12 protein-coding genes are annotated in these 13,987 nt (G+C 70.4%); 11 read left to right on the top strand and 1 reads right to left on the bottom strand.

The window, feature by feature from the left end:
• Positions 1-19: 19 nt before the first annotated feature.
• The 10 genes from ACSQ9I_RS26280 to ACSQ9I_RS26235 are packed head-to-tail and all read left to right on the top strand — an operon-like array spanning position 20 to position 11,704.
• Complete coding sequence (locus tag ACSQ9I_RS26280) at positions 20-976, top strand: tripartite tricarboxylate transporter substrate binding protein (protein ID WP_436315021.1); 957 nt, start codon at positions 20-22, stop codon at positions 974-976.
• Positions 973-2,250, top strand: coding sequence for a 3-isopropylmalate dehydratase large subunit (locus tag ACSQ9I_RS26275; protein ID WP_436305535.1), 1,278 nt, complete (start codon positions 973-975; stop codon positions 2,248-2,250). The genes ACSQ9I_RS26280 and ACSQ9I_RS26275 overlap by 4 nt, the downstream gene beginning before the upstream one ends.
• The gene (locus tag ACSQ9I_RS26270) at positions 2,247-2,744 is read left to right on the top strand and encodes a 3-isopropylmalate dehydratase (protein ID WP_436315020.1); all 498 of its coding nucleotides are present in this window, start codon (positions 2,247-2,249) and stop codon (positions 2,742-2,744) included. The genes ACSQ9I_RS26275 and ACSQ9I_RS26270 overlap by 4 nt, the downstream gene beginning before the upstream one ends.
• Entirely contained in the window at positions 2,734-4,107 is a 1,374-nt protein-coding gene (locus ACSQ9I_RS26265; protein WP_436315019.1) for an MmgE/PrpD family protein, read from the top strand. The genes ACSQ9I_RS26270 and ACSQ9I_RS26265 overlap by 11 nt, the downstream gene beginning before the upstream one ends.
• A complete protein-coding gene (locus ACSQ9I_RS26260) occupies positions 4,104-5,072 on the top strand; it encodes a tripartite tricarboxylate transporter substrate binding protein (RefSeq protein WP_436315018.1) in 969 nt (322 codons plus the stop codon). Before ACSQ9I_RS26265 ends, ACSQ9I_RS26260 begins: the two co-directional genes overlap by 4 nt.
• A gap of 2 nt (positions 5,073-5,074) precedes the next feature.
• Positions 5,075-6,760, top strand: coding sequence for a hydantoinase B/oxoprolinase family protein (locus ACSQ9I_RS26255; RefSeq protein WP_436315017.1), 1,686 nt, complete (start codon positions 5,075-5,077; stop codon positions 6,758-6,760).
• The gene (locus ACSQ9I_RS26250; protein WP_436315016.1) at positions 6,757-8,832 is read left to right on the top strand and encodes a hydantoinase/oxoprolinase family protein; all 2,076 of its coding nucleotides are present in this window, start codon (positions 6,757-6,759) and stop codon (positions 8,830-8,832) included. The genes ACSQ9I_RS26255 and ACSQ9I_RS26250 overlap by 4 nt, the downstream gene beginning before the upstream one ends.
• Positions 8,822-9,436: a cysteine hydrolase family protein gene (locus ACSQ9I_RS26245; protein ID WP_093103867.1), complete on the top strand. Its 615-nt coding sequence runs from the start codon at positions 8,822-8,824 to the stop codon at positions 9,434-9,436. The genes ACSQ9I_RS26250 and ACSQ9I_RS26245 overlap by 11 nt, the downstream gene beginning before the upstream one ends.
• Positions 9,433-10,848, top strand: a complete 1,416-nt coding sequence (locus ACSQ9I_RS26240; protein ID WP_436315015.1) for an FAD-dependent oxidoreductase — start codon at positions 9,433-9,435, stop codon at positions 10,846-10,848. Before ACSQ9I_RS26245 ends, ACSQ9I_RS26240 begins: the two co-directional genes overlap by 4 nt.
• Positions 10,838-11,704: an isocitrate lyase/PEP mutase family protein gene (locus tag ACSQ9I_RS26235; protein WP_436293696.1), complete on the top strand. Its 867-nt coding sequence runs from the start codon at positions 10,838-10,840 to the stop codon at positions 11,702-11,704. The genes ACSQ9I_RS26240 and ACSQ9I_RS26235 overlap by 11 nt, the downstream gene beginning before the upstream one ends.
• Before the next feature lie 29 nt (positions 11,705-11,733).
• Here the strand turns inward: ACSQ9I_RS26235 and ACSQ9I_RS26230 are convergent, their stop codons facing one another.
• A complete protein-coding gene (locus tag ACSQ9I_RS26230; RefSeq protein ID WP_436315014.1) occupies positions 11,734-13,035 on the bottom strand; it encodes an NAD(P)/FAD-dependent oxidoreductase in 1,302 nt (433 codons plus the stop codon).
• Between the two features lie 234 nt (positions 13,036-13,269).
• Here ACSQ9I_RS26230 and ACSQ9I_RS26225 point away from each other — a divergent pair, with 234 nt between their 5' ends.
• On the top strand, positions 13,270-13,953 hold the full coding sequence (locus ACSQ9I_RS26225; RefSeq protein ID WP_436293694.1) for a TetR/AcrR family transcriptional regulator: 684 nt from the start codon (positions 13,270-13,272) through the stop codon (positions 13,951-13,953).
• Positions 13,954-13,987: the final 34 nt, after the last annotated feature.

The raw sequence follows: 13,987 nt of genomic DNA, 5'->3' as shown, positions 1-13,987 counted from the left end.
CGCGCCAGAAGGAGACAACATGAAACGTCGTGACATCCTCATTGCACCCATGGCGGCGGCATTCGCCGGCGGCGGGCGCGCCCAGATCGGCGGCGCGCCGGTGCGCATCCTGGTCGGCGCGCCGGCCGGCGGCTCCACCGACACGCTGGCGCGCACGCTGGCGGCCAGCATGGGGCCGGTGCTCGGCCGCACGGTGATCGTCGAGAACCGGCCGGGTGCCGGCGGCAACATCGCGGCGGACGCGGTGGCCAAGGCGGCGCCGGACGGCAGCACGCTCCTGATGAGCTTCACCAGCCATGCGATCAATGCCACGCTCTACCCGTCGCTGCCCTTCGATCCGGTGAAGGACTTCACGGCGCTGACCTGCGTCGCGACCGCGCCTTCCATCCTGGTCGCGCATCCATCGGTGCCGGCCAACAACGTGCGCGAACTGATCGCGCTGGCCAAGAGCAAGCCGGGGCAGCTCAACTTCGCGATCGGCGGCATTGGCTCCTCGCTGCACATGGCGGGCGACGCCTTCAAGATGCAGTCGGGCGCCTTCATCGTGAACATCCCCTACCGCGGCACCGCGCCGGCCGTGCAGGACGTGCTCGCGGGCCAGGTGCAGCTGATGTTCGCGGCGGTCGGCAACGTGCAGGCGCATATCAAGGCCGGCAAGCTGAAGGCGCTGGGCGTGACGAGCGCGAAGCGCCTGCCCGCCTTCCCCGAGGTGCCTGCGATCGCCGAGGTGCTGCCGGGCTACGAGTCGAGCGCCTGGTTCGGGCTCTTCGGGCCGGGCAACATGCCGGCCGACGTCGCGCGCCGCACCAGCGATGCGGCGCGGCAGGCGATTGCGCAACCCGAGATGCGCAAGCGCCTGGAGACCGAGGGCGCGATCCCGGTCGGCAACGCGCCCGAGCAGTTCTCGGCTTTCGTGCAGAGCGAGATCACGCGCTGGGCCAAGGTGGTCAAGTTCTCCGGAGCGAGGCCGGAATGAGCGCCGCTGCACGCGCGCCGCAGACGCTGGCGCAGAAGCTCATTGCCCGCGCCTGCGGGCGCGCGCAGGTGGCGGTGGGCGAGGTCGTGACCTGCGCGGTCGATCTCGCGATGTTCCACGACTCATCGGGCCCGCGCCGGTTGCAGCCGATGCTCGAGGAACTGGGCGCACAGGTCTGGGACAAGTCGCGCATCGTGCTGGTGATGGACCATTACGTGCCCGAGCGCGACGAGGACTCGCGCCGCATCGTGCGCATCGCGCGCGACTGGGCGCGCGACCAGAAGCTGCCGCATGTCTACGACAGCCAGGGCATCTGCCACGTGGTGGTGCCGCAGCACGGGCACATCCGCCCCGGCATGCTGTGCGTGGGCGGCGATTCGCATTCGCCCACCGGCGGCGCGTTCGGTGCCTATATGTTCGGCGTCGGCAGCACCGAGATGCTCGGCGTGGTGGTCACCGGTGAGATCTGGCTGCGCGTGCCCGAGACCATCCGCATGTGGTGGGATGGCGCGCTGCCTGCCGGCGTGACGGCCAAGGACATGATGCTCTCCATGATCGGCCGCTTCGGCATGAACGGCGGGCGCTACCAGGCGGTCGAGTTCTGCGGCCCGGCCGTGACCGCGCTGTCGATGCAGGAACGCATGACGCTGTCGAACATGAGCGCCGAGCTCGGCGCGCAGGCCGGGCTGATCGCGCCGGACGCGACCACCGCCGCCTACCTCGCCGAGGCCGGCGCGCCGCCGGTGGACATCGCGCCGTGGTTCACTGACGAAGGTGCCACGTTCGAGCAGCACCGCTTCGACGCCGCCGCGCTGGAGCCGCAGGTCGCGGCGCCGCACAGCCCGGCCAATGCCCACGGCGTGAGCCGCGATGCCGGCACGCCGGTCGACGTGGCCTACATCGGCGCCTGCACCGGCGCCAAGCTCGACGACCTGCGCGCCGCCGCGCAGGTGCTGCGCGGTCACAAGGTGGCGGCCGGGGTGCGCCTGATCGTCGCGCCGGCCAGCCTGCAGGACCAGGAGCAGGCGCGCGAAGAGGGCGTGCTGCAGGTGCTGATGGACGCCGGCGCCGAACTCTTCCCGACCGCCTGCGGCGCGTGCTCCGGCTATGGCGATCCGATGGGCGACGACATCACCGTGATCTCGACCACCGCGCGCAACTTCAAGGGGCGCATGGGTTCGGCGACGGCGCAGGTGTACCTCGGTTCGCCCTATACCGTGGCCGCTTCGGCGCTGCGCGGGTGCGTCACGGACCCGCGGGAGATCCTGCAATGACTCACCGCGTGTGGCGCCTGGGCGCTGATATCGACACCGACGCGCTGGCCCCCGGCCATGCGATGAAGCACGGCATCGAGACCATCGTGCAGCATTGCCTCGAAGCCGTGCGCCCCGAGTTCGCGCGCGAGGTGCGGCGCGGCGACGTGATCGTGGCCGGCCCGAACTTCGGCATCGGCTCTTCGCGCGAGCAGGCCGCGGCGGTGCTGGTGCAGTTGGGCGTGGCGGCGGTGATCGCACCCTCGTACAGCGGGCTTTACTTCCGCAACGCCTTCAACGTGGGGCTGCTGCTGCTCACTTGCGCGGAAGCCGAATCGCTGCAGGAAGGCGAGAGGGTAGAGCTCGATGTAGAGACGCCGGCTGTGCGCACCGCCGAGGGCCGCACGCTGGCCTGCGAGCCGGTGCCGGCTTTCCTCATGGACATGGCGCGCGCGGGCGGCTTGTTGAAGCAGCTGCGCCTGCGTCTCGGCGCCGGGGACGCGCATGCGCGCTGAAGAAGGCGACCTGCGCCGCTGGGACGCGCATCTCGCGGTGCTGCATGCCACCGTGGCGCGGCACGCGGCGCGCTCGGCAGAGCCCGAAGCCGCGCAGCAGGCGCGGCGCCTGCTCGTCGACACCGTCGGCTGCGCGATCGCAGGCCGCCATGCAAGAGAGGTGCGGCAGCTCGAAGCGGCGGTGGCCGATTGCGAACCCGGCGGCTTCGCGCTGCCCGACGGTCCCTCGATGAGCGTGCACGCCGCGGCCCAGGTGCTGGCCATGGCCGCCACCTGGGACGAAGCCTGCGAAGGCCACGCGCTCGCGCACGGCCGGCCCGGCGTGCCGCTGGTGGCGGCGCTGCTGCCGCTGGCGCTGCAGCGAGATACGACGCTCGACGCCTTCGTCGATGCCTTCGTGCTCGGCTACGAGGTCGGCGCGCGCTGCGGCGCCTGGCTGCGCATTCGCCCGGGCATGCATGTCGATGCCAACTGGCCGGCGCTCGGCGTCGCCGCCGGCGTGGCGCGGCTCATCGGATTGCCCGCGGCGGGCATCGTGCAGGCGATCGACATCGCCGCCTGCCAGCTCGCGACCAGCCTCTACCTGCCCGTGACCCAGGGCCGCACGGCGCGCAACACCTACCTCGGGCACAGCGCCTCGCTCGGCCTGCAAGCGGCCTTCGCGAGCGCGGCCGGCATCGACGCGCCGGCCGATGCGCTGGCCCACTATGCCAACGCGCATGCGGCCGCCGCGCCGCAGGCGCTGCCCGATGCGGAGATCACGCTGTTGCTGGATGCGTATCTCAAGCCCTTCGCGGCGGTGCGCCACGTTCACTACGGCGCGGTGGCTGCGCGGCAGCTTCGCGAACGACTGGCCGGCGATACCCGGGGCATTCAGGGCATCGCGCTCAAGGTCTACGAAGAAGCCATCGTCTACTGCGGCAACCGCGCGCCGCGCACGCCGATCCAGGCGCAGTTCAGCCTCAGCTTCGGCATCGCGGCGATGCTGCGCTTCGGCGACATCGACCCCTCGGTCTACACTGAAGCGCGCTTCGACGACGCCGAGCTGCGGCGGCTCGAAGCGCTGGTGGTGCTCAAGCCCGATGCGGAGCTGACGGCGCGCAAGCAGCGCGGCGCCACGCTGGTGATGGAGCATTCCTCCGGCCGCTTGCAGGAAGCCGTGCACACCATTGCGGGCGATGCCGCCCATCCGCTCGACCGCGCGGCGCTCGTCGCCAAGTTCAGGCGCTACGCCGCGCGCAGCCTCGCCGGCGAGCGGGCCGCGCTCTTCTGCAACACCGCGCTCGACGCGCAGCAGGACATCGAGCTGCGCCTGCTCTGGCAGCAACTCGTTCCTCTTCACACCACTTCCACACGACCATGAAACGCCTGCGCCATCTCGTGACCACGCTCCTCCTTAGCCTGCCGCTGCTCGCCGCGGCCCAAGCCGACGACTTCCCGAACAAGTCGATCCGCATCGTCGTGCCCTTCCCGGCTGGCGGCGCCACCGACGCCGCGGCGCGTCTGGTCGCCACCAAGATGAGCGAGAAGTGGAACCAGCCGGTGGTGGTGGACAACCGCGCGGGCGCCGGCGGCAATGTCGGCTCCGACTTCGTCGCCAAGTCCGCGCCCGACGGCTACACGCTGGTGATGGGCGTGACCGGATCGCACGCGATCAACACCTCGCTCTACAGCAAGATGCCCTACGACCCGGTGGTCGACTTCGTTGCCATCAGCCAGGTCGCGGTGGTGCCCAACGTGCTGGTGGTGCACCCCTCCGTGCCGGTCAACAACCTGGCCGAGCTGGTGGCGCTCGCCAGGCGCGAGCCCGGCAAGCTCAACTACGCATCGCTCGGCAACGGCACGGCCGCGCACCTGGGCATGGAGATGCTCAAGTCCGCCGCCGGCATCGAGATCACGCATGTGCCCTACAAGGGCAGTGCGCCCGCGGTCTCCGACCTGCTGGCCGGTCAGGTGCAGATGATGGTCGATGGCCTGCCTTCGGCGCTGCCGCACGTGAAGGCCGGCAAGCTGCGCGCCATTGCGCTGACCAGCCTGCACCGCGCGCCGGCACTGCCCGAGCTGCCGACCATCGCCGAGAGCTACCCGGGCTTCTACGCTGACGCGTGGTCGGGCCTGTTCGCACCCAAGGGCACGCCGAAGCCGGTGGTGGACAAGCTCTCGGCCGAGGTGCAGCGCATCCTGAAGCTGCCCGAGGTGCGCGAGAAGCTGGCCGCGCTGGGCGCCGAGCCGGTGGGCTCCACGCAGGTCCAGTTTGCGGCGCATGTGAAGCGCGAAATCGACAAGTGGGGCAAGGTCGTGAAGACCAGCGGAGCGAAAGTGGATTGACCATGAACGACGCACTCGACCCCGTTACCCTCGCCGTGCTGCGCGGCCGCCTCGAACAGGTGGCCGACGAGATGGACGCGACGCTCTACCGCAGCGCCTTCAACCCGATCATCGCGGAGGCCCACGACGCCTGCCACGGCCTCTACGACGCGGTGAGCGGCGACACGCTGGTGCAGGGCAAGTCGGGCCTGCCGGTGTTCGTCGGCGCCATGGCCTTCGCGGTGCGCATGACCGCGGCCGCGGCGGCGCCGCGCGGCGGTATGGTCGACGGCGACATCTGGATCAGCAACGACGCCTACGACGGCGGCACGCACGCCAACGACTTCAAGCTGGTGCGGCCCTTCTTCCGCAGCGGCAAGCTCTATTGCTACATGGCCTCGGCCGCGCACTGGCACGACGTCGGCGGCGCGGTGCCCGGCAACTACAACCCGGCGGCCACCGAGTGCTGGCAGGAGGCGGTGCAGATCCCACCGGTGCGCATCGTGCGCGGCGGCGAGCTCGACGCCGACGTGCTGGCGATCCTGCGCGCCAACACGCGCCTGCCCGAAAGCCTGTGGGGCGACTTGAACGGCCAGCTCGCCGCGCTGGAGCTCGGCACGAAGCGGCTGCACGGACTGCTCGACGAGTACGGCGATGCGCGGGTGCTGCAGGCCATGGGCGAGCTGCGCAGCCGCGCGCTCAAGCTGATGCGCGCGCACATCGCCTCGCTGCCCGACGGCCGCTACAGCTTCGAGGACCTGCTCGACAACGACGGCATCACCAGCGAGCCGCTCACCATCGCGCTCGACATGACGGTGGCCGGCGAGCGGCTCCTGCTCGACTTCTCGCGCAGCTCGCCACAGTGCGCGGGGCCGGTCAACATCTCGCGCGCCACGGCGGTCGCGGCCTGCTACGTCGCGCTCAAGCACCTGTTCCCCGATGTGCCGGCCAACGCCGGTGTGCTCGACGCGGTGGACTTCGAGATCCCCGACCGGCTGGTGATCAGCGCCGAGCGGCCACGTCCGATGGGCGGCTACACCGAGACCATCCTGCGCATGATCGACGTGATCTTCAGCGCCGCGGCGCAGGCCGATCCGGCGCGCGCCGTCGCGCAGGCCTACGGCACCATCAATGCGCTGTCGATCGCGGGCCACCGCAGCGACGCGGGGCGCGAGGGGCAGCGCTGGGTGATGTTCAGCTTCTTCGGCGGCGGGCATGGCGGGCACTCGGGCGGCGACGGCCTCTCGCACGGCAACGCGCCGATCTCCACCGCCACCATCCCGCCGCTGGAGATCCTCGAGGCCGCCTACCCGGTGCGCTTCACCGAATGGTCGCTGCGCGCCGACTCGGGCGGCGACGGCCAGTTCCGCGGCGGCCTCGGCGCGGTCTACGAGATCGAGCTGCTCGAGAAGGATGCCGAGGTCTTCGTCTTCGGCGAGCGCGGCAGCTCGCCGCCCAAGGGCATCGCGGGCGGCGGCGCGGGTGCGCTCAATGTCTTTCGCTACGAGAACGAAGGCGCCTGGCACGTGCCGCCGATGGTGTCGAAGATGCGCGGCATCCGGCTCGCGCGCGGCGAACGCGTGCGGCTCGAAACGCCCGGCGGCGGCGGCTGGGGCGATGCGGCGGAACGCCGGCCAGAACAGCGCGCGCAGGACAGGGCGATGGGCTACGTGAGCGTCGAGCCCGCGAAGAAGAAAGATCAGCAATGACAGCAGCAATCAAATCCGCTGAAGGCGGCTCGCTGGTCGTCGGCGTCGACGTCGGCGGCACCTTCACCGACCTCTTCGTGCTCGACGAGTCGGCCGGCACGGCGCGCATCGTCAAGGTGCCTTCCACCCGCGGCGAGGAAGCGCGCGGCTTCATGAACGGCGTGGCGCGCGTGACCGATTCGGCCGCGGCCATCGCCACCATCGTGCACGGCACCACGGTCGGCACCAACGCGCTGCTCGAACGCAAGGTGGCGAAAACCGGCATCCTCACCACGCGCGGCTTCCGCGACGTGCTGGAAATGCGCCGCCGCGACCGGCCGCAGACCTGGGGCCTGCGCGGCAGCTTCACGCCGGTGGTGCCGCGCAACCTGCGACGCGAGGTCGACGAGCGCGTGCTGGCCGACGGCACGCTGCACACGCCGGTCGACCTCGACCAAGTGCGCGTTGAAGCGCGCGCGCTGCTGGCCGAGGGCTGCGAGGCCGTGTGCGTGTTCTTCATCAACACCTATGCGAACCCGGAGAACGAGCGTCTCGCCGTCGCCGCGGTGCGCGAGATCTGGCCCAACGCGCACGTGACCTCGGCCAGCGAGGTGCTGCCCGAGATCCGCGAGTTCGAGCGCTGCTCCACCGCCACGCTCAATGCCGCGCTGCAGCCGGTGGTCGGCAGCTACCTCGAACGGCTCGAATCCGATCTGCGCGGCCAGGGCTTCGCCGGCGAGCTGCTGGTGGTGCAGAGCAACGGCGGCGTGATGTCGCGCGCCACCGCGAGCGAGCTGCCGGTGCGCACTGCGCTCTCGGGCCCGGCGGCCGGCGTGATCGCCTGCGCCGAGATCGCGCGCGCGGCGGGCTTCCCCAACGCGATCACCGGCGACATGGGCGGCACCTCCTTCGACGTCTCGCTGGTGGCGAACGGCGAGGCGGCGCTGGCGGCGCAGACCGCGATCGAGTTTGGCATGGTGATCCGCTCGCCGATGATCCAGATCGAGACCATCGGCGCCGGCGGCGGCTCGATCGCCTCGGTGGATGCGAGCGGCATGCTGCAGGTCGGGCCCGAGTCGGCCGGCAGCGTTCCCGGCCCGGCCTGCTACGGCCGCGGCAACATGCGCCCGACGGTGACCGATGCCAACGTGCTGCTGGGCCGCATTGCGGCCGACCGGCCGCTCGGCGGCGGCCTGCTGGCGGCGCTCGACGCGGAGAAGTCCTATCAGGCCATCGAGGCGCACGTGGCGAAGCCGCTGGGGCTCGACGTCCATGCGGCGGCCGAGGCCATCCTTACGGTCGCGAACGCGCGCATGGCCGGCGCGATCCGGCTGGTGTCGATCGAGCGCGGCCACGACCCGCGCCGCTTCGCCTACATGCCCTTCGGCGGCGGCGGCGCCCTGCACGTGTGCGCGATGATGCGCGAGGTCGGCGTGGCCACCGGCATCGTGCCGCGCTATCCCGGCGTCACTTCGGCGCTGGGCTGCGTGATCGCCGACATGCGGCACGACGCGGTGCAGACCCTCAATCGGCCGCTGGCCGATCTCGACGTCGATGCCATGCGGCAGCGCATCGCGCAGCTGGCCGAGACCTGCCAGCAACGCCTCGATTCCGCCGGCGTGCGCTTCGACGAGGTGCGCGAGATCGTCGCGCTCGACATGCTCTATGCGGGCCAGACCCATACGCTGCCGGTGCCGTTGCCGCCGGGCAGCGGCGCGACGCTCACGCGAGAGACGATCCGCGCCGCTTTCGAAGCGAGCTACGAGGCCACCTTCGGCCGCGTGCTCGACGGCATCGGCATCCGCGTGATGAACCTGCGCTACGCGCGCATCGGCGTGCGGCCCAAGTTCGACCTGGCCGTGCTGGCGCCGGAAGGCGAGGGCAGCATCGCCCCGCTGGGCACGCAGCGCGTGTTCCACCAAGGGCGCTGGCACGAGGCGCAGCGCTTCGCGCGCCTCGACCTGCCGGTGGGCGCGCGCGTCGAAGGGCCTGCGATCCTGGAGCAGGTCGACACCACCGTGTGGCTCGAGCCCGGCTTCCAGGCTGGGGTCGATGCCTTCGGCAACCTGCTGGTGAGTTCACATGGACGCTGATACACGCATTGCGGCTGCGAAGACCGCGCTGGTCATCATCGACCTGCAGAACGACTTCCTCGACCCGAAGGGTGCCTATGCGCGCGGCGGCGACACCAACCCACCTGCCTTGCTGCTGCCGGCGCGCGTGGCCGGCGTGGCGCGTGCGCTCAAGAGCGCCGGCGGCATGGTGGTCGCGAGCCAGTTCACGCTGTGGCCCGATGCGGCCGGCGAGCCCATGGTGTCGCCGCACCTGAAGGCGCTGCGGCCCTACCTGACGAAGGGCGACTTCGCGCCGGGCAGCTGGGGGCAGGCGAACGTCGACGAACTGGCAGGACTCATCGACGTGACGGTCAGCAAGGTCGCCTACTCGGCCTTCTTCAACACCCAGCTCGACTGGGTGCTGCGCCGCGCCGGCATCGATACCGTGGCCGTCTGCGGCATCGTGACCAACGGCGGCGTCGCCAGCACGGTGCGCGACGCCCACATGCGCGACTACCGCACGCTGGTGCTGGCCGACGGCTGCGCGGCCTTCGGCGAGGAGCGGCACCAGACCTCGCTGGCCGACATGCGCAACGTGGCCGAAGTCACCGACTGCGCGGCCTTCATCCAGTCGCTGGCATGACGCTGCAGCGAAACATCCGTCGCGCATCGGCCATCGATGCGGAGGCGCACACCGGCGTCGCCATCGTCGGCGCCGGCGCCTGCGGCCTCACCGCGGCGCTGATGCTGCACGACGCGGGCATCGACTGCGTGCTGCTCGAACGCGATGCGACGCCCAGTGGATCGACCGCGCTCTCTTCGGGCTTCATCCCCGCGCCGAGCACCCGCGTGCAGCGCGCGCAGGGCGTGCACGATGACAGCGCCGAACGCTTCGCCGCCGACATCCAGGCCAAGGCCCACGGCCGCGCCGCGCCCGCGCTGGTGCGGGCCTATGCCGAAGCCATCGGTCCTGCGCTCGACGCATTGCAGGCGCGGCACGGGCTCGGTTGGATCCTGCTCGACGGCTTTCTCTATCCGGGCCACAGCGCCCATCGCATGCATGCGCTGCCGCAGAAGACCGGCGCTGCGCTCATGGCCGCGCTGCAGGCGGCGGTAGAGACGGCAGGCATCCCGGTGCTTACCCAGGCACTGGTCGAAACGCTGTGCTTCGATGAAGAGGACCGTGCGATCGGTATCGGCTACCGCCGGCCCGACGGCCGCGAAGAATTGCTCGGCTGCGATGCGCTGCTGCTGGCCTGCAACGGCTTCGGCGGCAACGCGGAGATGGTGCGCGCGCTGCTGCCCGAGATGGCGGATGCCGCTTTCGGCGGCCACACCGGCAACGATGGCAGCGCCATCCTCTGGGGCCGGGCACTGGGCGCGCGGCTGCGCGACCTCGGCGGGTACCAGGGACACGGCTCCTGGGTCACGCCGCAGGGCGCGCTGATGTCCTGGGCCGTGATGATGGAAGGCGGCGTGCAGATCAACCGCGAAGGGCGGCGCTTCCATGACGAGACCCAGGGCTATTCCGAGGCCGCGGTGAAGGTGCTCGCGCAGCCGGGCGGCGTCGCCTGGAATGTGTTCGATGCGCCGCTGCTCGCGCTGGCGCACGAGTTCCCGGATTTCTGCGAGGCCGAGGCGGCCGGCGCGCTGCGCCGCTGCGACACGGTGGCGCAGCTCGCCGCGTGCATCGGCTGCGACGTGCCCACCTTGCAAGCCACGCTCGATGCCTTGCGCGCCATCGGTCCGCAACCCGACGGCCGCGTGTTCAAGCGCGGGCTGGCCGCGCCGTACTTCGCGGTCAAGGTGTCGGGCGCGCTGTTCCACACTCAGGGCGGCCTCGACATCGGGCCGGACATGCGCGTGCTGCGCGAGGACGGCACGGCGTTGCCCAACCTGATCGCGGCGGGCGGCGCAGCCGGCGGCGTTTCGGGCGATGCGGTGTGGGGCTATCTCTCGGGCAACGGCCTCCTGAGTGCCGTGGCCGGCGGCGCCATCGCGGCGCGCACGGCGGCGGCGCTCGTCAAGGCAGGAAGGAACCAACATGGCGAATGACACTTCATTCAAGGAACGGCTCGCGTCCAGCGAGATCGTGCTCGCACCCGGCGTCTACGACGCCGTGAGCGCGCTGGTGGCCGAGCAGGCCGGCTTCGAGGCGCTCTACCTCTCGGGCGCTTCGATCGCCTACACGCGGCTGGGCCGTTCGGACGTCGGCCTCACCACCTTCACCGAGGTGGCCGACACGCTGGCGCGCATCTGCGAGCGCGTGAACCTGCCGGTGATCATCGATGCCGACACCGGCTTCGGCAATGCGCTCAACACGCAGCGCACGGTGCGCGGCTTCGAGCGCGCCGGCGCGGCCATGGTGCAGATCGAGGACCAGGGCTTTCCCAAGCGCTGCGGTCACCTGGACGGAAAGACGGTCGTGCCTGCGCGCGAAATGGCGGGCAAGCTCAAGGCTGCGCTGGATGCGCGTGCCTCGGCCGAGACGCTGATCCTCGCGCGCACCGACGCCGTCGCCGTCGAGGGGCTGGACGCGGCGCTCGACCGCGCCGAGGCGTACCTGGAATGCGGCGTCGATGCGCTCTTCATCGAGGCCTTGCGTTCGCCCGCGCAGATGGAGGCCGCCTGCAAGCGCTTCGCCCACCGCGTGCCGCTCCTGGCCAATATGGTCGAAGGCGGCAAGACGCCGATCCAGGATGCCGATGCGCTGCAGGCCCACGGCTTTCGCATCGCGATCTTTCCCGGCGGCACGGCGCGCGCGGTGGTCCACACGCTGCAGGGCTACTACGCGAGCCTCGCGCAGCACCGCACGACCGAGCCATGGCGCGACCGCATGCTGGACTTCGACGGCCTCAACGAAGTGATCGGCACGCCGGAGCTGATGGCGCTGGGCAAGCGCTACGAATAGGCGCGCATGCACACCGCCCTCGCGCGGCCTCATTCCGGCTTGAGAATGGTCTCGCCCTTGAGCTGCCCCATGTCGCGAATGTTGTAGCGATGGCGCCGCCAGCCGCGCCAGGTGCGATGCAGGTAGCGCAGCGAGACGAGGTAGTAGACGAACTTGAACATGCGCAGCGCGCCCCACATCGGCGTGCTGCCGTAGATGTCGCCGGCCAGGAGCGACATCAGCGCCTCCTTGATGCGCAAGGGGTTGGCCGGATGCATGAACATGTCGCGGATGGTCGGGTTGGTCACGCGGTAGATGAACCACGAATACTCGCGCGGCCCCTTGCGCATCATGGCCTCGAAGGCCTTGCGTTCGGCTGCCAGCGCGTCCGGCCGGTCGAGCGCGGTGGCGACCAGCTCGGCGCCGTCGAAGGCGCTGTGCATGGCCAGGTAGACGCCCGAGGAGAACATCGGATCGATGAAGGTGAAGGCATCGCCGAGCATCAGGTAGCGCTCGCCCGTGGCATGGGTGCTGCTGTAGGAGAAATTGCCGGTGGCATGCACCGCGCCGTCGACCAGCGTGGCCTCTTTCAGGCGGTCGGCCAGCTCGGGGCACAGCGCGATGGTGTCGCGCAAGAATTCCGCCAGCGGCTTGTCGCGCGACTTCAGGTAGTAGGGCCAGCAGACCGCGCCCACACTGGTGGTGCCGTCGGCCAGCGGAATGAACCAGAACCAGCCGTGGGGAAACCAGCAGATGCTGATGTTGCCCTCGCGTTTGCCTTCGAGCCGCCGCACGTTGCGGAAATGCCCGAACAGCGCGGTGCTGTTGTGCGCCGGGTTCTTCTCCTTGCTGCGGAACTTGTTCGCGAGCAGGGTGTCGCGGCCGGTGGCGTCGACCACGAAGCGCGCGCGCCAGCTGCGCTGCGAGCCGTCTTCCAGCTGCGCCTGCGCGGTCGCGCCCGCGTCGTCGAAGCGCACGTCGCGCACCTTGCAGCCTTCGAGCGTGCGCGCGCCGCGCGCGGCGGCATTGCGGAACAGCAGCTCGTCGAGCTCGGAGCGGCGCACCTGCCAGGCGGAGGGCATGGTCTTGTCCCAGGCTTCGGCGAACTCGACGTAGCTGCAGTGGTCGTGCTCGGGCGAAACGAACTCGATGCCCCACTTGGTCATGCCGATCCTGTCGACCTGCTCGCGCACGCCGAGGCGCTCGAACAGGGCGACGTTGGCCGGCAGCAGCGACTCGCCGATGTGGAAGCGCGGGTGGTGTTCCTTCTCGAGCAGCACGACATCGCGGCCCTGCTGCGCCAGCAGCGCCGCGATGGTGGAGCCGGCCGGGCCGCCGCCGATGACGAGCACGTCGCAGTTTTCTTCGTTCGACGCTGTTTCATGCGCGGTGGGGGAGGGGCTTGGCAGGGGCACGGCGAATCAGTCCAGGAAAGTCGGGATGCGCAGGATAGCGCCGTCCGCGAGCTGGCCTGCAAGCCCTGCCGAACCGTCGATAACCTTCCTCCGCCGTGGGTCTTTGCACGGGCCGGGCGCCAAAGGACTGCAAAATAGAACGACCGTTCGTTTTATTCGAAGCCCTTCCCCATGCCCGCCACCGACCTTCCACCCAAGGCCACCCGCGCGCCCCAGAAAGGCCAGCAGACCAAGGCCGTCATCGTCGATGCGGCGCTGAACCTGGCCGCGCAGATCGGGCTGGAGGGCCTGTCGATCGGCGCGCTGGCCGAGGTCACGCAGATGAGCAAGTCGGGCGTGTTCGCCCACTTCGGCTCGCGCGAGGAACTGCAGATCTCGGTGGTGCGCGAGTACCACGCGCGCTTCGAGCAGGAAGTCTTCTATACCGCCCTGCAGGCGCCGCGCGGCCTGCCGCGGCTGCGCGCGCTGTTCGCCAACTGGATGAAGCGCACCTCGGCCGAGATCGACTCGGGCTGCATCTACATCAGCGGCGCGGTCGAATTCGACGACCGGCCCGGCCCGGTGCGCGACGCGCTGGCCGAGTCGGTGAACATCTGGCTCGCGGCCATGCTGCGCGCCGTGATGCAGGCCCAGGAAGAAGGCCACCTGCACGCCGATGCCGATGCGAAGCAGATCTCCTTCGAGATCCACGCGCTGATCCTGGCCCTGCACTACGAAGCGCGCTTCCTGCGCTCGCCCGATTCGCTCTCGCGCGCCAACGTGGGCTTCGACAACATCCTGGCGCGCTGCGCCACGCCGGAGGCCCTGGCCGGCGACACCGCGCCGTCTGCGCGCCGGCTCAAGACCGTGCGCTGAAGCAGCCGCTCACCCTCTCCTTTTTTCTTTCTAT

The sequence above is a fragment of the Variovorax sp. LjRoot84 genome (assembly GCF_964254305.1).
Lineage (GTDB): Bacteria > Pseudomonadota > Gammaproteobacteria > Burkholderiales > Burkholderiaceae_C > Variovorax.
Note: the sequence above shows the minus strand (reverse complement) of the source record. Positions and strands in the feature narration are given on the sequence as shown.